Here is a 20,525-nt window from a genome sequence, read left to right as displayed (position 1 = left end):
CACACCCACATAGGCCCGCCTCAGCGCGGGCCATTTCCTTTGGAGTCGCATGCGCCGTTTTCTCACCATCATTGGGCTCGCTGTCCTCACTTCCCTGCCGTCGTTCTCGCAGCAGACCTCGCTCGTAGCGACAAAGATCGCAAAGGACAGCAGCGGTGCTCCGCTCGCCGAAGGGCGGCTCTGCCTCACCCCTGTTCTGAACGGCAAGGTCACGGGATATCAGCTCGGTGATGCACAGGTACTGCCGACGCAGCTCTGCATTCCGGTGGTCAACGGCGCGATCGCACCGACCTCGATCGCGGACACCGCAGTGATGCAACCAGCAGGGATCGGCTACAACGTCAAGGTCACCGATGCGCATGGAGCGGCCCTTTACACCTTCCCGGCTCCTGTATACGTCACAGGCGCGACATACGATCTCGGCACATGGGTCGGGCCACAGATCACACCTGCACCGCTGACCGCGATCTCTCAAGCGAGCCAAGCTCCCACAGGACCATGCGCTGGTGCGCAGGTCCGTTACGTATCGATCGCTGGCACGACGAGTCTCTACTCGTGCACTCTCGGTCAGTGGGTCTCCGTGTCAGGCTCCGGATCAGGTGGTGCTCAAGCTGACTGGACGGCAACGACCGGTCCATCGGTGATCCTGCATAAGCCTTCGCTCTCCTCCGTTGCGCTGTCCGGAGCCTATGCCGATCTCACAGGCAAGCCTACGATCCCGGCTGCGCAGATCAACAGTGATTGGCTCGCAAGCAGTGGCATCGCTCAGATTCTGAACAAGCCCGCGCTCGCACCAGTGGCTACGAGCGGAGCTTACGGTGACCTCAGCGGCGTTCCAGCACTCGCACCTGTCGCAACAACCGGCACCTATTCATCGCTCACAGGAACCCCAGCTCTTGCTTCCGTGGCGACGAGCGGCCTCTACAGCGACCTGACCGGCAAGCCGTCACTCGCCACTGTGGCGACGACGGGCTCCTACACCGACCTGCTGAACAAGCCGACGATCCCATCAGGCACGGTCACGAGCGTCGCGGTCACAGCCCCGAGTGACTTCACCGTCTCCGGATCACCGATCACAAGCAACGGCACGATCGCGATCACGGCGAAGACGCAGGCCGCAAACACGATCAAAGCGGGTCCGGCCTCCGGAGCAGCAGCAGCACCGACATACCGCACACTTGTCCCCGCCGATCTGCCGGTGGCAACCACGGGCCAGCTCGGAGCAGTACAGCCTGACGGAACAACCGTCACGATCAACAACGGCGTCATCAGTGCCAATGCAGCCCTCCCAAGCACCGGCCTCGCCTCAGGTAGTGCGACGAAGACGATCACGGGGCCGAGCATCATCGCTCCGGTAGTGAGCGCACCGAGCACAGCAACGACGGGTGGAGCCCTCGCAGCAGCGGCCTACTACTACAAGGTCACATCGCTCACAGCGGGTGGTGAGTCCACGGGCTCAACCGAGGTCTCGATCGCGACCACGGGTACCACCTCTGCGAACACGATCACCTGGGCCGCAGCAACAGGAGCGACTGGATACAAGGTCTATCGCGGAACAGCGGCCAACACAGAGTCCGTCTACTTCTCCGTCGGCAACGTGACCAGTTACACGGATACCGGCTCCGGAAGCTCGAACGGCACAGTCCCGACGGCGAACACGACCCTCAGCATCGGCAACACGACTTTCCTCACTCCCACGCAACCTGGCACGTACCTGATCTCCGTCCAGGCATACGTCAACACTGCGAGCACAAGCGTCGGCACGATCAAGGCGGGTCTGAGCTACATCGTCACCTCCGCTGGATCGACATACGCGGGTGGCTCGGTCGCGAACCTCAACAGCCTCTCCAGCTTGTCGCAGACATCCTTCGTGACGCACCTCATGGCGAACCAGCCGCTCCAGTACAGCGTGCAGGTTGGATCGTCACCTGACGGCACTCCCAGTTACACAGCAGTCGCGACCGCGACCTACCTCGGCGCTTACTAACCCGACTACCCGATCCCTTCTATAGGCCGCCTCCGAGCGGCCTTTTTCCTGCCCGCCCGGGCTCTGGAGCATACATGCGCCGCATTCTCACCGTCCTCGCGATGGTCTGCCTCTCCCTGCCTTCTTTCTCGCAGACCACAGTCACGCTCGATGACACGACCACGTACGCCAATACAGGCGAGCGGCTCGGCCTGAACATCGGCGGAAGCGCAAACTATGACGCGAGTTTCAAGGCCAAGAACCTCATCTCGCGTAATCCGGGGTTCGAAGGCGACATCCGCGGCATCATCGAGCAGACAAACGTAGCAGGCAGCGCTACAAGCTTTGTATCCAATGCGTCATGGCAGCAGCCTCCCTTGAACTACTGGGCGGGCGGCACATATTACGTGCTCAGCGGCACGAACGCTGGATGCACAGGCGCGATCACGGCCAACACGGCAGGCGCGAGCCCCACCTACACGCTCGGCACTGCATGCGCCGGGGCATTCTCGGCAGGCGACGCAATCCAGATCCGCAAAGACGTAGCCACGTCCGACGCAGAGATCACGAGCAACAACTTTGGCTGGTTCACGAGCACATCGAGCGGCGGCGTCTTCCATGTGGATACGACTGCTGGCGATCAGGCACCCTCGAGTGCTGGTAAGCAGGCTCTGCTCGCGGATACGACAGCAGCAGGCGCAGGCGCGACGCTGAGCATGTACTGGACTTCTGGTCTTGCATCCGGCACGGTCCCATACCTGTGGAACGGAACCTATACGTTCTCGATCAAGGCGAAGGTCATATCCGGCAGCGGCAGCATCGGCGTCGGCACGCAGCGCGAAGGTGGCACTGCTAACGCATCGGGGTCGTTCACCCCGACCACCACGTGGGCGACTTACAACGTAACCATGACGTATGCCGAGACTGCTGCGAATGCGGGAAGCGGCAGTTTCGACATGAACATATCGATTCCGACTGGCATGAAGGTCCTGCTGGACGACGTGTCATTCACGAACAACGGCGACACGAATCCCACGGCATGGCGGCAGAGCTATATCAATCTGCTAACAAACCTCCATCCCGGATCATGCCGCTACTGGGGTGGGCAGTTCGCCGACACACTCGACAACCTCATCCAGCCCGCATTTGGCCGCGAGAGCAGCGATGCGGGAAACAACTACTCTCAGGCAGGAGACATTCAAGATGGCCTGAACGACTTCCTCGTGGTGGCCAAGCAGGTTGGCTGCTCGTCGGTCGAGGTAGTCGTGCCGGTCAACACGCGTCCCACCGAAGCTGCTAACTGGATCGAGTTCCTGCACGGATCGAGCGCTACGACCTACGGCGCGAAGCGTGTCGCTCTCGGGCAGACCGCAGCGTGGGACAGTGCATTCCCTAACGGTATCTATCTTGAATTCGGAAATGAAGCCTGGAACACAGCTCAGGTGGGTGGCTTCATGTCTTACCCGGGCTCGGGCACGTGGGCATACGTCACATACGTTCACAGCATGGCGACCGCGATGCGCGGGTCTGCCTCTTGGTCGGGGTCAAACATCAAGCTACTCGCCAGCGTCCAGCAGAACCTGTTCCTGGACCAGATGCTGACGACCAATGCAGGCCTGATCGATGGCGTCACGGAGAACATGTACGGCGGTCAGGGTGTGACCAACACCACCGGATCGAATCAGTGGATCTCCGCCTATGCCCAAGCCTATGCGTACGTGAATGACACGTCTGATCCGTGCGTCGTGCAGCAGTCGTTCGCAGACGCAGCTAGCAAGGGCGTCCTCGCGTACGTGTACGAGTACGCCAACTATTCCACACAGAGCGGCTGCAACAACGGACCTGCGTCCACGCTCACGGCAGCGCAAGCGGCAGGCTACCCCGATGGTGAAGGCTACGCGCTCCAGTACCCGCTCCAGGCGATGCTCGCCATGCAGAAGTGGCCCGGCCTCGCGAAGGGATTCGATCTCTTCAGTGCGTTCTCGCCCAACAGTCAGGGGCTGCCTGCTGGAGGCTCCACGAACATCTGGTCGCAAGTGACCGATGTGGACGGCACCAAGCAGCGCGTGCGCCCCGGCTGGTACGGCGAGCAGGTGGCCAACGGTGGCGTCATCGGCAACCTCTACAAGGCCACGCTCACCGGCACACCGACTTACAACTTCACCGGTTTCAACTCGGTTAACGCGAATGCAGCGCTGCCACTGGCCTATGCATTTCCGTTCAAGGATGCGAACGGGCATCGCTCGATCGTCCTCTACAACACCGACACTGCTGCTGCGCACACCTTCACCTTCGCTGGCACGAACCCTCCATCCGGTGCGGTCCAGCAGGTGCTCCTGTCGAGCCCCAACTTGAACGACAACAACGAGGCCGCGCTCAACGTTCAGCCGGTCACGACGCAGCTCGCTAGCTTCTCGCCCTCGAACTACAGTCTGCCAGCTCACTCGATGGCGGTGCTGAGCTGGACTCCGACCACACAGGTCGCAACGACCACAACTCTTTCTGCCTCGAACGTGACGCCGGTAGTGGGGACAAGCATCACCCTAACCGCGACTGTCGCACCCTCCTCAGCAACGGGATCGGTGACGTTCTTGGAGGGCGCGACGACTCTGGGCACCGCACCGCTGGTGAGCGGCTCAGCGACCTACGCTGTGAGCCCAACTCTCGGCAGCCACAGCTATGTCGCGTCGTATGGCGGGGACTCGAACGACCTCAGCAGCGCCTCGTCCGCAGTCTCGGTGACAGCGCAGGCTGCTCCTGTGGTCACTCCGAATGCATCGTCCACCACCCTGGTCGCAGCGCATATTGCTCAGTCCCTCGGTGGCGTTCTGCTTCAGTCCGGAAAGATGTGCCTGACTCCGCTCGATATGACGGGCCGCATCACTGGCTTTGAGTCGAACGGTGTTCAGTATCTGCAAGCCCCGATGTGTTACGCCATCAGTGCGGGCTCGATCGGGTCGGTGTCCGTGCCTGACACGACCGGCACGTATCCGGCGATCGGCTATCAGATTCAGGTACAGGACGCGAACGGCCAGCCGCTCTACAACTGGCCTCAGGTGATCTACCCGACCGGCGCGACATGGTCACTCGACACCTGGGTGCCGACCTCGACCGCAGCGATCAGCACACCAGCGCTGACGTTCTCGCAGCAAGCACCACAGGGACGTTGCAGCTCGCCCGCGCTCTGGTACACCCCGAGCACACTGTATGCATGCTCGAACCGTATCTGGGTCTCCCAGGGATCAGGCAGCGGGTCAGGAACCTTCACCGGCGGCACGCTCACGCAGCCGCTGTACCTGACTACAGCACCGACGACAGCATCGAGCGCGGCAACGAAGGCTTACGTTGACACCGCGACGGCAACGATCACGAGCAGCTACCTTTCTCTGGGTGGCGGCACGCTAACCGGACCCCTGTCCCTCTCTGCGAACCCCACGACCGCACTGCAAGCAGCGACGAAGTCGTACGTAGACACCGCCACCGCTCTCTTGCTCCCCCGCACAGGCGGAACGGTCTCGGGTTCGCTCACGCTCAGCGATGGCTCGCAGGCAGCGTCGCAGTCTTGGGTTCAATCGCAGCTCACCACGCGCAACAGCGTCACGACTACTCCTCAGGTCGCAGGGACGATCACCACTGCCTCCACGGGTTGGAAGACCTGCTATGTGGGGTCTGCGACCTGCAACGGTGGTGTTGGGACGAATGCTCCTGTCGCCGCACCCACAAGCACGTTCGGGCTCAATACTCCGACCGCGAGCACCGGGACGGCGAGTGCAGTGGCACACTTCGCCTTCACGACCTCGCAGCAGGGCGTCTACACGGATGTTTTGTGGCCATGGGCTGGTGCGCAGAGCGATGCGACGACGGTGTTTCAGCGCGACAGCCGAGTGAAGCTCAACATCAGCTCGGGTATCGCGAACCTGGAGTTCGACACCTACCTGTTCGCAAAGACGCAGGGTCGCGACTACATGCTGGGCACGCAGTGCAACGGCTCGACCGGGCATCTTCAGTACGCGAACCAAACCAGCTCGTGGTCGGACTTCGCACCCGTGGTCTCCTGCTCGGCGCTGATGGATGGCAACTACCACCATCTCGTGCAGAGCTTCCATCGTGACGCGGATTCGAGCACGAGCTGCTCCGGTGTCCCTTGCCAATACTGGGACTCGGTCTCGATCGACGGGACCACGACCACGCTCACCGCGAGCATGGCCTCGACGACGCTCAACAGCTCGTACGCAGGCGTGACCGGTGCGCAGTGGCAGGTGGACGTTGACCCGGCAACTGCATCGAGCGGGACACCAGCAACGGTGGACCTGTATGTGGACACGGATGCGGTCACGTTCTCCACGCAGACTACGGTCCAGACTCAGGGGGTCGCGAACACCACGATCACGGTCGGCACGGCTGCTGTGGGAGCGAACACCTGCTCCACCGTAAGCACGGCAGCGATGAACGGTCTGCTCTCCTCTTCCGCACTCGACTTCTCACCGAACGGTGACGTTGCCTCGATCATCGGCTGGGGAGCAACAGGCGGTCTCATCCTCGATGCATGGCCGACGACCAACACGCTCAACTACAAAGTTTGCAACCAGACCACAGCAAGCATCACCCCGTCAGCGAGTGTGACCTTCAATGTCTCGGCTAAGTAAGGTCGTCCTCGCTCTCTTCCTCCTGCCTCTCACAGCTCTCGGTCAGTGGTCGATCCCTCGACGCACGATCGGGAGCGCGGGGGCACAGCAGCAGACAACCACCATCTACGGCTCGCAGATCGCGAGTGGAGCGACGGATGGCGGGAACTCTAACTATCTGATCGCGATCTACTTCGCGACGGGGAACAGCGCAGAGACCCCGACTACCTGCCATGTCAACCTGTCGCCAAGCACCAACGCAGCAGGCGCTCACGTCTCGTGTCAGCTTTACACGTGGGCTGCGGGCGACGTGATCCAGTCCGCTGTTTCTGGCTGCCTTACCACGACGACGCTCGCCGCAAACGCATCCGGCACGCTCAACCTGCCGCTGTCAGGATGCTCGCTCGCAGCGAACACCGCGTATTGGGTCGCCATGGACACGGATGACGACGGCATCAGCGTGTACACCGACTACTGCGGATCGACGTGTACAGGTGCCGATGGCACATCCACGATGCCCGGCCATTACCAGTCGCAGACCTATGGCACCGCTGGTAGCGGGCTGACCACGACCGCTGATCAGTCTCGATACGGCCTTTGGCTGACTGCAACACCCTAACCCTGGAGTATCCCATGCGTAAGTTCCTCACCCTGCTCGCAGGACTGTGCCTCTCTGTGCCTCTGTTCGCGATCTCGGTCGCGCCGTCCTACTACACCACCGTCGCAGCACAGCAGATCGTCGATGCGAGCGGTGCGCCCTTGAAGTCGGGCACCGCCTACTTCACGCCGACAGACCAGAGCGGAGCTGCGATGTCTGTTCGTGTCGGTGGTGGTGGGCAGATGCTCGTCCGTCCTGCTCAAGCACAGGTGGTCAATGGTGCGATGAGCATCACGCTGGCCGATGTGAGCCTCACAGCTCCGTCGAGCTTCTGCTATCACCTCAGCATCGTCGATAACGGCAACCGCAAGACTCCGGTGCTCGACATCCCTTGCTTGCAGCCGACGGGGGCATTCTTCTCGATCGACAACTACAGTGCCAACACGTCCGCGATCTACCCGCAGGCTGGCGATACAGTCCAGGGCGACCTGGGTGTCAACGGGAACATGAACGTCACCGGCAATCTGAACGTCGGGGGGTTCACACCGCAGAACATCCTGACCAGCACGCTCACGACGGGCACCCTCACCAGCAAAATCAGCAACGGTGTGCTCAACCCAACACAGTTCCCGGGTGCGGACATCGGTGCGCAGGTCAACGCTGCTTTTGCTACGTGCACATCCTCGACCTGCAAGGTGATGGTGCCAGCGGGCAACTACTCGTACGCCACCTCGATCCTGCTGCCGAACACCGCGACCACCACGCTTGAGCTATCAGCAGGCGCGACGCTGACTTACACCGGCAATGCATGCGCGATCCAGACAGCAAACGGCCCGGGGTATGGCCCGGGAAGCTATCAGGGTCACTACTTCATTCGCGGCGGACACCTGATCGGTACCAGCACGGCAAAGTGCGGCGTGTTGCTAGCAGGAGGCGTCAACTCGACCAAGGTCTCCGAGATGGCGATTGATGGCTTCATTGCTGGCGACGGCATCCTTGATGTCGGCACTAACGCGGCGACGATTGAAGACAACAAGATCACGGGCAACTTGGTCGGCCTGCACCTCGCCGCATCGCCTGGCTACGCCAGCAACAACGTGCTCGCGAAGCGCAACGTGCTCGGCGGAAATGGGGCGTGGGGCATTATCAACGGCGATATGTCGATCTGGACCTCGGCCTGGCAGTACGCGGGCGGTTCGGTGGCATCGACCGGCGTCGCCAGCCCGAACTACGGGAATTTGTTCCTCGCCAACGACCTGGAAGCGAACGGGGCTGGTGCGGCGATCGAAGGTCTGACAGTCGGATCGGTCTACACCGGAAATTATGTCGAGGCTAACCCACGCGGCATCGTGGTCGGCATGACCGAGCAGGCGCTCACCGCTGCGCAACAGACCTTTCTCTACGGGCGTTCAGCCGAGAACGGCGGCTCGGCTCGTGACACCAACGTCAACGGCAACTACTTCACGACCGCTCCGAACATCCATTCGTTGGTCGAGCTGCGAGCAGCCTCAACTCTGATCGCTGCGGGCAATTCGACAGATGGGTCAAGCTCCGCATGTTTCTTCGACCTTTATGTAGGGTCGAACCCTTGGATTGGGCAGAACGACAACGCGAACGTGAACGCGGTTCTTTGTCAAGGTGGCGGACCAGGCTGGAGCTTAACGGACACTCTGCCAACCGGCCTCAACCTGGGTGGAGCCCTGAACGCGGCAGGAGCGATCACCGCGAACGGCAACATATCTAGCACCGGACAGTTCACGCTCAACTCAGCGGCAGCTCCGGGTAATGGCGGGGTCGGTCCGTTGCTCGGCAACCTCGGTGCCATCGCCATCTTCTCGACTCCCAGCGCTCCGAGCGGTGCATGCACATCCGCAGGCTTGGATATCGGGACGTGGGGCATGGCCGTCTGCACGTCCGGGACGTGGGTGATCAAGTGAGGATCGGCACAATCAACGGCGTACCTGTGATCTCGTTCCCGGGAGAGTTTCCGGGAGCGGGATTACATTCCGTCGATTTACAGGTACTCGACACTGTTGCGGAGAGCGTGTCTCCCTTCACTGGGCAGACGCAGAGCTTCGCATGGCCCGGTGCCGACCTGCTCACTGGCACACTCACATGGCCACCCATGCTGAGAGCACAAGCTCAGACGGTGGTTGCGTTCCTGATGGAGTGTCGCGGCAAGGCGAACGCCTTCTTGCTGTGCGCCGATCCTCAAGGTGCAGCGCCGAGCGGTGAGGGTGGTGTGGCCTCGATCTCTGCCGCAGCAGCAGCGATGGCCACTTCGATCGCAACCCAAGGGTGGCAGCCGAACGCTACTGTCCTGCTCGCGGGCGATTACATCCAGATCGGTTCAGTGCCGACCGACGGATCGCAGCTCACCTCGCCTGTGCGACTCCACTGCGTGCTCAACGACGTGACTGCGGACGCGAATGGCAATGCGATGCTCTCGATCTGGCCGTCTCTTCGCGAGGTAGTCGGCGCGGGCACAGCCATAGTCACAGGGAACCCGGTCGGGCTGTTCCGGCTCGCTGACAACACCAGAACGATCTCGATCGCTGATCTCCAGTACGGGATCAGCCTCAAGGTCAAGGAGCTGCGGTAATGCGGAACCTCACAACAGGAGTCGTGACGGCGATCTCTGCATCGGTGGTGCGGCCCGCGTTCCTCGCTTCGCTCACATTCACTGATGGTGTCGCGAACCTTTGGACTGGTGTCGGTGACCTCGCGTGGAACGGGGTCACCTTCAGAGGGCTGGGCTCACTGGCCGAGGTGTCAACCATCTCCGAGGGATCAGACGTTCAGTCAGAGGGCATCCACCTGACGCTGAGCGGGATCGATTCCTCTCTGATGGGCGAAGCCCTCGGCAATGTGCGGACCGGGCTCCCTGCGACGGTCTACTTCGCTCTGTTCGACGTCAACAACAATCTCATCCCGAGCCCTGCGATCTGCTACCGAGGCCTCGTCGATCAGCCACAGATTTCGATCGACGGCAGCTCGATGACGATCAACCTCGCGCTCGAAAACAGTTTCACGAACATGGGCCGCGCTCAGTTCTCCCGGTACACATCGGCAGAGCAGCATCGCTTCTACCCAGGCGATAACGGCTTCATCTTCGTCGAGTCGCTGGCGAACGCTGCTTTTAAGTGGGTCTAGATGCGTTCGCAAGTCACTCGACACTCTTCAGGACGTTATAGATGCTGGTCCTGTCAACACCAAGATCAGCGGCAATGCTCGCCGCACCCTCGCCCCCTGCTCGTCTCCTGCGGATGTCATCTCGCATAGGAGGTGTGATCTTGACTGACAAGTTGATTCGGAGTGGTGACTCATCGATCTTCCAGATGTGATTAAGGCAGATGCGGGAGACAGTGGTCTCGGTTACGTCATAGATCGCGGCCAGCTCGCACAACTTAGCGCCCCCGACACGCATGGCCCGTATCTCCTGCGCGTCCTCGAACGTCAGCTTGTGGATAGCGGATCGGCTCTCCCCTATCGAAGACTGCCCAGACGGATGGGCGGGAGTGATAGGCGCTCTTGGGTCGCCCTTCGGCGTATAGCCATGTGAGCCCTTTCGCCCCACCCATGCATGGCCGTTCGTAATGCTGTAGATGTGCGGGACGCTAACGGGCAACTCCTTCGCGATCGACTTTGCGGTTTCCCCAGCAGACCGCCTGGTCCTGATCTCTTGGACCTGCTCACGTGTCAACTTCGCCGACGAGTTGTGCTCGCCTGACTTATCAGCAGCACGTCCCTTCTGTCGCATGTCGAGACTGTTATCAAGTGACGTTCCAAGGAATAGGTGGTCTGGATTGACGCACCGACGAACATCGCACCGGTGGCAGACATAAAGGCCCTCAGGAATGAGCCCATGGTGCAACTCGTAGCTGAGCCGATGTGCAGCGAGCGGTCTCCGCTTCACACTGAGCCTGCCATAACCGTACCGGGTGATCTGACCGGTCCACAACCAACAGTCTTTCTCGCTTATTTCATAGGAGCCGTGAAAACGCTCCTTCAAAGTCTTCGCTCGTCCGCCCCATGCCGTGGTCATGGAGGTGGATACCTGCGACGACGATCCGATCGTGATTATCGAGATGCACTATTCAGTCCCTCACTTCGTGCCTCTACACCGCTCTCACACCTGGGAAGCAGACCTACAGCGACATCTGAGCGAGCGAGCAGTCGAACCGTTCCAGCTTGGGAGCCGAGACTGCGCTCTGTTCGTCTGCGATGCGATCCACGCCATGACCGGCACCGATGTCGCTGCTGAGTTCCGGGGCAAGTACACGACTGCGCTCGGAGCTGCTCGAAGGATCAAGCGCGTGACAGGTGGTTCGACCGTCGAGCATGCAGCCGAATATGTCACCCATAAGTACGGGATGCCCCAGCTCACGACAGTCCTGCTCGCTCAGCGCGGTGACGTGGTTCTGTACGACGGCGACGAAGGTCCCGCTCTCGGGATCGTCTCGCTCAACGGTCGCGACGCTCTGTTCGTCACTGAGCAGGCGATGCGTGCCGTTCCTGTCAGTCAGTGTCGCGCCGCTTGGCGCGTCTGAGCATTTTCCGCACGCATGCCTCTAGCGACCCCCTAGTCAGGGGATGAGTCAGCGGCTACGTTCTCAGTCGGGGCCAACTACTTCCGCGATTGTCAAACCGCTCCACATTTAGGAGCCATAGGAATCTCATGGCCAAGATTGCCATCGGAGCAGCCCTCGTCGTAGGCGCTGCTGCCGCTTTCGTCGTCGCTCCATATCTCGCTCCCGTCATCCTCACCAACACCGTGCTCGCCGATGCCGTCTTCGGGATCGGCGCTGCTGGCGCTGGCCTCGCGTTCGGTGGCATCGAGCAGGCTCTACGCTCGAACCAGGCGATCGACGTATCTACTCGTCAGCCAGCTCAGCCTCGTCAGGTGATCTATGGCGTCTCGCGTGTCGCGGGGACGATCGTGTACATGGGCACTAGCGGATCGAACAAGGACTATCTCAACACCGCGGTGGTGTGGGCTGGTCATCCGTGCCAAGCGATCCAAGAGCTTTACGTCGATTCGAAGCTCGTCCACTTCGCCGACAACGGCGGTGCGTGGGGGAATGCTGATGGCAGCACGTATCGAGACGACGCGAACAATCAGTACAGCTTCGGTGGCTTATACATGGAGCCGCGCCTCGGCCCGAACAATGTGTACATGGCGTCCCTTGGCGCGAACAAGCCCGAGTGGACCGGCGACAAGCTGATCAACGGCTGCTGCTGGAGCTACATCAAGTACACCTACTCCGCTTCGAAGTATCCGAACGGCACGCCCAATCCTCGCGCGACGATCCTCGGCAAGAACTCGATCTGGGACCCGCGCACGAACACAACGAGCTGGTCGAACAACGCAGCGCTCTGCATCGCTGACTTCCTGTGCGATCCGATCTACGGCTTCGGATTCTCGCATGCTGACCTCGATCAGGCCCAGCTCGTCGCTGCCGCCAACATCTGCGACGAGCAGGTACCGCTCGCTGCTGGTGGGACTGAGTCCCGCTACACGATCAACGGTGCATTCGATTCGTCAGCAGCTCCGGGTGACATCCTCGCCTCGATGCTCGATGCTTGCGGCGGAAGGATCAGCACAGCGGGTGGGACGATCAAGATTTACCCCGCTGCCTGGATCGCACCGACGCTCGCCTTCGATGAATCGGACCTGGTCAACAAGGTCGCATGGTCACCGCGTCGCAAGTTCCGCGAGCTGATCACGTCAGTCAAGGGCACGTACGTCGCGCCGAATGACCCGTACTCTCGTCCTGCTGGCAACTACTACGGAACGAACGGCAAGGATCAGGCAGGCAACACATTTTCTGACTTCCAATACGAGTGGCAACCGACAGACTTTCCTGCTTACATACAGGACTCCGAGCATGGGTATGCGGTCAACCAGCCGCTCGTGAATTCGGGTGGTGTCGAGCTGTGGTCGGATATGCGCTTGCAGTTCGTCACGAGTGCAGCCACAGCTCAGCGGCTCGCGAAGATCAAACTCATGCGGAACCAGATGCAGGGCTCGGGCACGCTTGCCTTCAACCTTGGCGCGTATCAGTGTCAGCCTCTCGATGTCATCCAGTTCTCGTTTCCAGCTCTCCAGATGACGCACAAGATGCTGGAGATCACGACGATGCGCTTCGTCCCGTCTGCCGCAGACGATGGCGTCTCACTCCATATCGAGTGCGACGTGGCTGAGACGGACCCGAGTGTCTATGCGTGGTCAACATCGGAGGAGCTGACTCCTCAGGGTGGTACGAGCCCGACGCTCGGCTTCGCTGGAGCGGTCGCCGCTCCGGTCTCACCGACGATTACAGACAGCGCGGCGACTGCGTACGTCGGTCCTGATGGTGTGGCTCAGCCTCGTCTGTCCGTCTCCTGGACCGCTCCCGCCGATGTGTTCGTCTCGCAGATACAAGTCCAGTACCAGCTCAACGGGTGGAACGCTTGGCAGGATGCCGGGGTCGTGGACGCGGGCAACACCGCCACGTACGTCTCGGGTGTGGTCACCGGTCAGGTCTACAACGTGCGCTTGCGGAGCGTGAAGCCGAGCGGCGCAACGAGTGACTGGGCTGTGGCTGGACCGTACACGGTCAGTCGGGTGTACTCGCAGGTCAACTCACTCGGCCTAGCTCCTGGTCTGGTGTCGGTCGCTCCGAACAACGCGACGATCGACTCGGTCCTGTCGGGTGGCACGGCGACGATCCGCGTCTACGGTCCGGGTGGTCCGGGCACGAGCTACACGCAGCAGATCGGGTCGCAGTCCATGACCTTGCCCGCTGCGTCCTTCACGGGGCAGGCGCTCTCAACGTCGTACTCGGTGCTCTGGAACACCGCTACGAGCACCTATCTGCTGACCACAGGCACAACACCCTCGGACAGCTACGTGTACGTCGGCGCTGTCACCACAGTCAACGCGTCAGGAACCGGCGGCACCGGCGGTGGTGGCGGTACGAGCCCCTACCGGTACGCGAAAACAGCATAGGAGGCTCCATGCCAGCGACAATCAAGAGCAGTCACATCATCCCGGACCAAGGCGTGGAGTATCTCGTTCTGGTCTCAGGTCTCGGGACGGAGTCGCATCTCACCCTGACAATCTCGGATGCCGCGAACCGGCAAACGAACATCGATGCAGCGCTCACGCAGCTCGACAACAACGATGCTGCAATCCAGGCTTACTCAACAGCGCACAACGTGCCGATCGGCGAAGCATGAGAGACACACTAATGTCTGCTGGTGTTTCGATCGTCGCTCTCGTCGCTAGTGGATTCGCCTGGGTCTGGCGACTCCAGAATCGTGTCAGCACCAGTCACATCGAGCTGGGCATATGCAAGTCGGATGTGGCCTGGCTCAAGACGGAGTCGCAGCATCTCCGCGATAAGTCAGTGCGGCAGGAGACCCAGATCAATATCGCCTTGGCGCAACTCACCAAACTCGATCAGATCGGTGTGATGGTCGCGAGCGTCGAGGCGATGCGTGTCAGCGTGGATCGTCTGGAGTCACAGGTTGTGCCACGCAAGGAGGTCGAACAGCTCACTGTCAATTTGCTCGATCGTATGCGGGCTGTTGAAGAGAAGGCGCTAAACAAATGACGTGGCCATCCTCACGTTACCTGCGGCACGCCACGGTTATCGCAGGTCCAATAGAGCTGCCCACAACTGACAACCAATACCACTCATGATCAGAAAGAAGCCGAGCCACCTCCATCGGTCTTCGATGGGTCGTTTGTGCATCAATGGACTAGAGTTCATCACCAACAGGTCGAAGAGGTAGAGAGCGAATGCCGAGTAGGCAAGAAACATTAGCGAGACGCTGGAGACCGTGTCTGATGAGGGCCTATGCGTTACTTGACCGATAACGCCTCCGAAGTAGGCCCCCGTCGGGCAGAAGGTGTGAACCCAAGGCATGGAGGGTGCAAATTTAGTGACCCAGCGCTCCTTCCAAGTGTTCGACGAAAACTGATCCGACACGACCAGCAAGCCCAGGAATGTGTAGACGAGTCCCGCGAGGTTAAGCAGCTTGTAGGTGTGGAGTCCTGGGATCGATGAGAGATGATACCCAGCTAAAGTTCCGGCTGAGAAGAGGGCCGCACTGGTCACCCAAAACGCGCGATTGGTCACGACCGTAAGTTTAGCGACGGGATGAGCGGATACCGACTTGCGCGTACTCTGTAGGTGACGAATATGCTCAATGATTCGCAGTACAAACGAACCTGGGATCACATGCTCGGCGCTGAGGTACGCGCCTTCTACTTTGCAGAGATGACCGATCGCTGTGCGACATTGAAGCGGGCGTTCACGTTCCTGACCTTCCTGCTCTCATCGGGCGCTGCGGCGACGATCACCGCTAAGCTACCCGCGCTCGTTCCTATCATCCTGTCACTCGTCACAGCAGCGATCACGGCATACTCGGTCGCGGTGGACCTGGACGGACGGGTCAAGGCCGCCTCCAAGCTACACGAAACCTGGAGCAACATCGCGTTCGGCTTCGATGACCTGAGAGGATCACCTGACGCCTCTGACGCAGATGAGAAGTATCAGGAGCTGATGCGTCGCGACCTCGAAGCATCAGTCGCAGGTACCACCTCGGTACCCTACGAGAAGCGCCGCGTGGAGAAGTGGGCCGCTCACGTTTACGCATCGCATGGCGTATCGTAAGCGCTGAGGTCACGATTCGGGATGCCTAAAGGAATTGCGAACGACGACAACAGGAGTAGCTGGCCGCCGATCAAGCTACCGCCTCCGCCTCCACCAGCGAGACCAGCTCCCTCAGATCAGAAGCACACTCCTCCACCCGGCAAAAAGTGAAGGCCCGAGTCGATTCGACTCGGGCCTTCACTTTTGGTTGATTGTCGGGCTACGGCTTACGCCATTTGTCTGGGTGGCCAACTGTTGTGTTGCGAACCCGCTCAACCAGAACAGGACCATCAGGGTTTAGATCGCGCGCCCTCTCGATAGCCTCCGACTGGGTCGGGAGAACATCGCTAGCCCGCTCGGAACCCGGACGCCGCACTGCGTAGTCACCCTCGTCCCGTCGCTCTACGAATATATCCGCCATGCTTTTGCCTCCTTTCGAACAAAGGATGAGCGTTTTCCGGCCCTGAGTCAATGAGAAACCCACAACATGTAGGGCTCATTATGAATGAGCCCACAATTTGTGAGGCTGTTTCTTCGTTTATGACCCTTCAGAGCACCAACCGTGTTTTCGCCGTCTCTTCGCCATCCACAGCCCAGGTCCCGCTACGCTGCCCCCATGCTCAAGCACAAACGAGAGAACCGGCTCGTGCACATCCTGGTCTGCTGGCGCTGCGGCGGTCGGACGGGACCAAATCATCATGTGCTGGAGCATGGTGGTGCGACGTGCAGCCTCTGTGGAGACAGGAACCCTCTCGGCAATCTTCGACGCATGCCGATCGATGTGATCCGCAGCAGTTACGAGATCATGATCAGCTTTGTTCCCCGGAACGGCATCGCCTGCCATGCGCTGCACGTCGATTGCAAGACGGTGCTCGGTCCCTGGCTGCACGTCCCTTCCGACGAGACGATGGTACGGATGCTCAGGTACCTCGGAGCGACGGACGAGCAGATCGCAGACTTCGAGGACACGAGGCGCAAGTGGGGACAGGGCACGAGCAGAGTGACGCTCGCGCCGCTCCGCCGCAACCTGCTCAAGGTGGACTGGTCGAAGCTGTGAAAAGAATCCCGAAAATTGCGGGAAACCCGGATAGCGGACGATCTGGTGGGCGGGCAAGATCGATCCATGGCCGCGTTAAACCAACAGCGAAAAGTCATTACGATCACCTTCCTGATCACGATCTCGCTCGTGATCTCGCTGGTGATAAACCTTCACGTAACCTTTAACCTCGCATTCGACATGCATTCGTTGCTGCGAGCCGTTTCACACTGAGCATGGGGCCTCTGGATGCCTTCAGGGGCCTCGATCAGACTCGACTCACCTCGATACGACCTGCGAGGGATTCGTACCAAGTGAACTCTGCGACAGAATCGGGCTCATGTCCAAAGGAATAGGTAACTGGGACGGTTGCGTCTACAAGCGCTCGAAGTTTGGGGATGACCGCTCAATCAAGGGCACGGCGAAAGAGGCCGAGCAGAGGATGCGACGCCAGCGGTACGCACGTAAGCGCGAAGCTGACCGTATCACCCTTGAAGCGATCATGAGAGCCGAGCATGCACGGTTGCCATGGATCGTCCGCGCGATCGGCGAGGTCCTCGATTTCATCTTCCGGCGTGGTCGGTATCGGAGGGGTCGCTGATCCTGGCTGATGGCCAGTACAACGCACTCGCCCTGCGGATGAACCGGTCGAGCAGTCCGGATTCCCATAGCCGGATCGCCACATCGCCGAGAACATCGTCAGCGATCGCGCTTCCGACAACGTCACCGTGTTCGGCCAAAGCAGCCAGTTCCTCAAGCATCCGCACAGCTTCGTTGGCGACATCGGTTGGGGAGCGGTCCATGCTAGAGAGACGGTCCAGGGCACACTGTAGTTGCGCAACGACGAATGGCCCCAGGGAGATCATCCCTGGGGCCATTCGTGCGTCTGGACTATTCGGTCATCTGGCGAGCCGCGATGGTGATGAGGACATCCAACATGCCCTGCTCGACCAGGATCGCGGTGGCTTCTTCGAGGGCAGCCTGAGCATCCTGTGCATCGGGCGCGTTGTCATCGATCAGGGTTTGCAGGTGGATCAGCGGCAGGATGGTGGATTCAACCACGGTCAGCCGTCTCATGCCGTCCTCCGGGAGAGGCGGATCACGAGCCCCTGGGGATGAGTAGATGCGACCCGTGACCTGGGTAGGGACGCCGTTGACCAGGAGTGTGACCGTCATTAGAGCTGTACTAGGCTGGGTGGCCGCTCGTTGTACGATGGGGTCTGGATTGTACGAAAAAAGGCTTCCAGACACTGAGTTGGGTGCGCTGTATGCGTTTCCTGCGTTTTCTGAAGTTCCAGGCAAACCGTCTGAACATTGGGTTACAGCGCTATTTCGAGGTTTTTCGAAAGAGTTTGGTGGGCAGAGAGGGACTCGAACCCCCGACATCCTGCTTGTAAGGCAGGCGCTCTAACCAACTGAGCTATCCGCCCCCGGTCCGGCGCAGCACTCTTGGATCCAGCAGAGCGGCGGGTGAGGCAGTCACGATTTTAGACCATCGGTCGGCACCCGAGCTCAATCTCCTCGGGAAACGGACAGCCTCAGCCTGAATTGCTTAGACTCGGGCTGTGCACAATCCTTCAGCTTCGCGGTGCCTGATCATCAATGCCGACGACTTCGGACTCACCGAGGGCGTGAACCGCGCCATCGTGGAACTGAATGCGGCTGATGTATTGCCCTCGGCAACGCTGATGGCCAACGGACCGGCATTCCGCGACGCCGTGCATCGGGCCTTCACGCAGCCGTCACTCGGCGTCGGATGTCATGTGGTGCTGGTCGATGGTGCCCCGGTCCTGCACCCGTCCGAGTTGCCAACCCTCGCTCCCGGCGGGCGCTTCCGGCCCCAACTGAGCAGCTTCATGGTCGACCTGTTCGGCGGCCGCATCCACCTTGCTGAGATCGAGCGCGAGGCGATCGCGCAGATCGAGCGCGTGCAGTCCGCCGGCATCACGGTCTCGCACGTGGACACACACAAGCACACGCATATGTTCCCCCGCGTGCTCTCGCCGCTGCTGCGGGCAGCAAAAGCCTGCGGCGTCCGCGGCATCCGCAATCCTTTCGAACCGGACTGGTCCATCCGCGCCACCGGCGAAGCCCCGCGCACGCGGTGGCTGCAGGTGCGCACGCTCCGACTCTTCCGCATGCAGTTTCTGCGCGCGGTCAAGGCCGCCGGCCTGCGCACGCCCGACGGCGCGCTCGGCGTGCTGGCAACGGGCACCTTCAGTGCTGACTATGTGCTGCGCCTGTTGAGCGCCATGCCGCCGGGCACCTGGGAGCTGGTGTGCCATCCCGGCTATGTCGACGCGGAGCTTGAGACCGCCGGAACGCGACTGATCGAAACGCGCGAGATCGAGCGCACGGCACTGCTCCAGGCGCTCGAGCATCCACCCACCAACCTCCCCCTGATCGAGCTTATCCATTACGCCGAGTTCACCGGCTGAATCAGAACTGCAGCATCCCGCGTCCAATCAGCGACACTGCGCCACCACTCCGCCATTCCAGGGGCACACCATGAAGATCGGCATCACCTGTTATCCGACCTACGGCGGCAGTGGCGTAGTCGCGACCGAGCTCGGCATTGAGCTCGCTGCACGCGGACACCAGGTCCACTTCATCACGTACTCACAGCCCTTTCGGCTGGGCGGACGCGAGCGCGACATTCTCTACCATGAAGTGCCCGTCTCGAACTATCCGCTGTTCGAGTTCGCGCCTTACTCGCTCGCGCTCTCGACACGCATGTCAGAGGTCGCGTCGTACTACGAGCTCGACCTGCTGCACGTTCACTACGCGATCCCGCACGCGATCAGCGCGTTGCTCGCGCGGCAAATGTGCGCCGTCGACGGACGCCGGCTGCCGTTCATCACCACCCTGCACGGCACGGACGTCACGCTGGTCGGCATGGATCGCTCGTATCTGCCGATCACCCGCTTCGGCATCGAGCAGAGCGATGGCGTCACTGCAATCTCCAGCTACCTGCGTGACAAGACGCTGACAGACTTCTCCATCACGCGCCCGATTGAAAGCATCCCCAACTTCGTGAACTGCGATGTGTACATGCCGATGGACGAAGACAAACGGCAGGCAGCGCGCGCCACATGGGCCAAACCTGGAGAGAAGCTGCTGATCCACCTGTCGAACTTCCGCCCGGTCAAGCGCGTGCTCGATTGCGTCGAGATCTTCGCGCGCGTGTCGCCTCAGGTGCCGGCGCATCTGCTGATGGTCGGCGATGGACCCGATCGCTCACAGGCCGAGATGCTTGCGTCCCGGCTGGGCATCCGCGACCGCGTGCACTTCCTCGGCAAGCAGGAGAGCGTTACCGAACTGCTGCCATTGGCCGACCTGATGCTCATGCCGAGCGAACTCGAATCGTTCGGCCTCGCCGCGCTCGAAGCGATGGCCTGCCGTGTGCCCGCGATCGCGACACGCGTAGGTGGCGTGCCCGAACTGATCGAAGACGGCGTGACCGGTGGTCTCTTCCCGGTCGGCGATGTGGATGGCATGGCCCAGGCCGCGGTCGATCTGCTGACGCATCCGGACCGGCTCGAGACCATGCGCGCCGCCGCGCGACAGACTGCTCAGGATCGCTTCTGCGCCTCACGCATCATCCCGCTCTACGAGAAGTACTACGAGCAGGTGCTGGCGCAGCCGGCGCGCTAGCGAG

18 protein-coding genes and 1 tRNA gene are annotated in these 20,525 nt (G+C 60.9%); 14 read left to right on the top strand and 5 right to left on the bottom strand.

What is annotated here, in order from left to right:
* Positions 1-49 precede the first annotated feature (49 nt).
* From AC5IJH_RS11655 to AC5IJH_RS11630, 6 genes are all read left to right on the top strand, one after another.
* Positions 50-1,987, top strand: coding sequence for a hypothetical protein (locus AC5IJH_RS11655; RefSeq protein WP_491902991.1), 1,938 nt, complete (start codon positions 50-52; stop codon positions 1,985-1,987).
* A gap of 74 nt (positions 1,988-2,061) precedes the next feature.
* Positions 2,062-6,612, top strand: coding sequence for an Ig-like domain-containing protein (locus tag AC5IJH_RS11650; RefSeq protein ID WP_491902990.1), 4,551 nt, complete (start codon positions 2,062-2,064; stop codon positions 6,610-6,612).
* Positions 6,596-7,210, top strand: coding sequence for a choice-of-anchor R domain-containing protein (locus AC5IJH_RS11645; RefSeq protein WP_491902989.1), 615 nt, complete (start codon positions 6,596-6,598; stop codon positions 7,208-7,210). Before AC5IJH_RS11650 ends, AC5IJH_RS11645 begins: the two co-directional genes overlap by 17 nt.
* 14 nt (positions 7,211-7,224) lie before the next feature.
* Positions 7,225-9,126 (top strand): hypothetical protein, encoded by a 1,902-nt coding sequence (locus AC5IJH_RS11640; protein ID WP_491902988.1) that lies wholly within the window; start codon positions 7,225-7,227, stop codon positions 9,124-9,126.
* Positions 9,127-9,233: 107 nt separating this feature from the next.
* Positions 9,234-9,791, top strand: coding sequence for a hypothetical protein (locus tag AC5IJH_RS11635; protein ID WP_491902987.1), 558 nt, complete (start codon positions 9,234-9,236; stop codon positions 9,789-9,791).
* The gene (locus AC5IJH_RS11630; protein WP_491902986.1) at positions 9,791-10,342 is read left to right on the top strand and encodes a hypothetical protein; all 552 of its coding nucleotides are present in this window, start codon (positions 9,791-9,793) and stop codon (positions 10,340-10,342) included. Before AC5IJH_RS11635 ends, AC5IJH_RS11630 begins: the two co-directional genes overlap by 1 nt.
* A 13-nt stretch (positions 10,343-10,355) precedes the next feature.
* Here AC5IJH_RS11630 and AC5IJH_RS11625 read toward each other — a convergent pair whose 3' ends face one another.
* Positions 10,356-11,234, bottom strand: coding sequence for an HNH endonuclease (locus tag AC5IJH_RS11625; protein WP_491902985.1), 879 nt, complete (start codon positions 11,232-11,234; stop codon positions 10,356-10,358).
* On the opposite strand from AC5IJH_RS11625, the gene AC5IJH_RS11620 reads away from it, so the two are divergent.
* From AC5IJH_RS11620 to AC5IJH_RS11600, 5 genes are all read left to right on the top strand, one after another.
* Positions 11,233-11,739 carry a DUF6950 family protein gene (locus tag AC5IJH_RS11620; RefSeq protein ID WP_491902984.1) on the top strand — a complete coding sequence of 169 codons (507 nt, stop codon included), beginning with the start codon at positions 11,233-11,235 and terminating at the stop codon, positions 11,737-11,739. The two genes, AC5IJH_RS11625 and AC5IJH_RS11620, sit on opposite strands and share 2 nt — an antisense overlap.
* Positions 11,740-11,867: 128 nt before the next feature.
* On the top strand, positions 11,868-14,180 hold the full coding sequence (locus tag AC5IJH_RS11615) for a phage tail protein (protein WP_491902983.1): 2,313 nt from the start codon (positions 11,868-11,870) through the stop codon (positions 14,178-14,180).
* An 8-nt stretch (positions 14,181-14,188) separates the two neighbouring features.
* Entirely contained in the window at positions 14,189-14,410 is a 222-nt protein-coding gene (locus tag AC5IJH_RS11610) for a hypothetical protein (RefSeq protein ID WP_491902982.1), read from the top strand.
* 125 nt (positions 14,411-14,535) lie between these two features.
* The gene (locus tag AC5IJH_RS11605) at positions 14,536-14,787 is read left to right on the top strand and encodes a hypothetical protein (RefSeq protein ID WP_491902981.1); all 252 of its coding nucleotides are present in this window, start codon (positions 14,536-14,538) and stop codon (positions 14,785-14,787) included.
* A 582-nt stretch (positions 14,788-15,369) separates the two neighbouring features.
* On the top strand, positions 15,370-15,852 hold the full coding sequence (locus AC5IJH_RS11600) for a hypothetical protein (RefSeq protein ID WP_491902980.1): 483 nt from the start codon (positions 15,370-15,372) through the stop codon (positions 15,850-15,852).
* Between the two features lie 199 nt (positions 15,853-16,051).
* On the opposite strand, the gene AC5IJH_RS11595 is transcribed toward AC5IJH_RS11600, so the two are convergent.
* On the bottom strand, positions 16,052-16,252 hold the full coding sequence (locus AC5IJH_RS11595; protein ID WP_491902979.1) for a DUF2188 domain-containing protein: 201 nt from the start codon (positions 16,250-16,252) through the stop codon (positions 16,052-16,054).
* A 195-nt stretch (positions 16,253-16,447) separates the two neighbouring features.
* Here AC5IJH_RS11595 and AC5IJH_RS11590 point away from each other — a divergent pair, with 195 nt between their 5' ends.
* A complete protein-coding gene (locus AC5IJH_RS11590) occupies positions 16,448-16,888 on the top strand; it encodes a hypothetical protein (protein ID WP_491902978.1) in 441 nt (146 codons plus the stop codon).
* 542 nt (positions 16,889-17,430) lie between these two features.
* On the opposite strand, the gene AC5IJH_RS11585 is transcribed toward AC5IJH_RS11590, so the two are convergent.
* From AC5IJH_RS11585 to AC5IJH_RS11575, 3 genes are all read right to left on the bottom strand, one after another.
* Positions 17,431-17,670, bottom strand: a complete 240-nt coding sequence (locus AC5IJH_RS11585) for a hypothetical protein (protein ID WP_491902977.1) — start codon at positions 17,668-17,670, stop codon at positions 17,431-17,433.
* An 88-nt stretch (positions 17,671-17,758) separates the two neighbouring features.
* Positions 17,759-18,043, bottom strand: coding sequence for a hypothetical protein (locus AC5IJH_RS11580; protein WP_491902976.1), 285 nt, complete (start codon positions 18,041-18,043; stop codon positions 17,759-17,761).
* 177 nt (positions 18,044-18,220) lie between these two features.
* Positions 18,221-18,297 (bottom strand) — tRNA-Val (locus tag AC5IJH_RS11575).
* A 135-nt stretch (positions 18,298-18,432) separates the two neighbouring features.
* Between AC5IJH_RS11575 and AC5IJH_RS11570 the strand changes: the two genes are divergently transcribed.
* Positions 18,433-19,305, top strand: coding sequence for a ChbG/HpnK family deacetylase (locus AC5IJH_RS11570; protein ID WP_491902975.1), 873 nt, complete (start codon positions 18,433-18,435; stop codon positions 19,303-19,305).
* A 70-nt stretch (positions 19,306-19,375) separates the two neighbouring features.
* Complete coding sequence (gene bshA, locus AC5IJH_RS11565; protein ID WP_491902974.1) at positions 19,376-20,521, top strand: N-acetyl-alpha-D-glucosaminyl L-malate synthase BshA; 1,146 nt, start codon at positions 19,376-19,378, stop codon at positions 20,519-20,521.
* Positions 20,522-20,525: the final 4 nt, after the last annotated feature.

The organism is Candidatus Dedyshia acidiphila, assembly GCF_051025295.1.
In the GTDB taxonomy this organism is placed as follows: Bacteria; Acidobacteriota; Terriglobia; order Terriglobales; family Acidobacteriaceae; genus KBS-83.
The sequence above is the reverse complement of the archived record's forward strand: the minus strand, read 5'-3'. Positions and strand labels throughout refer to the sequence as shown.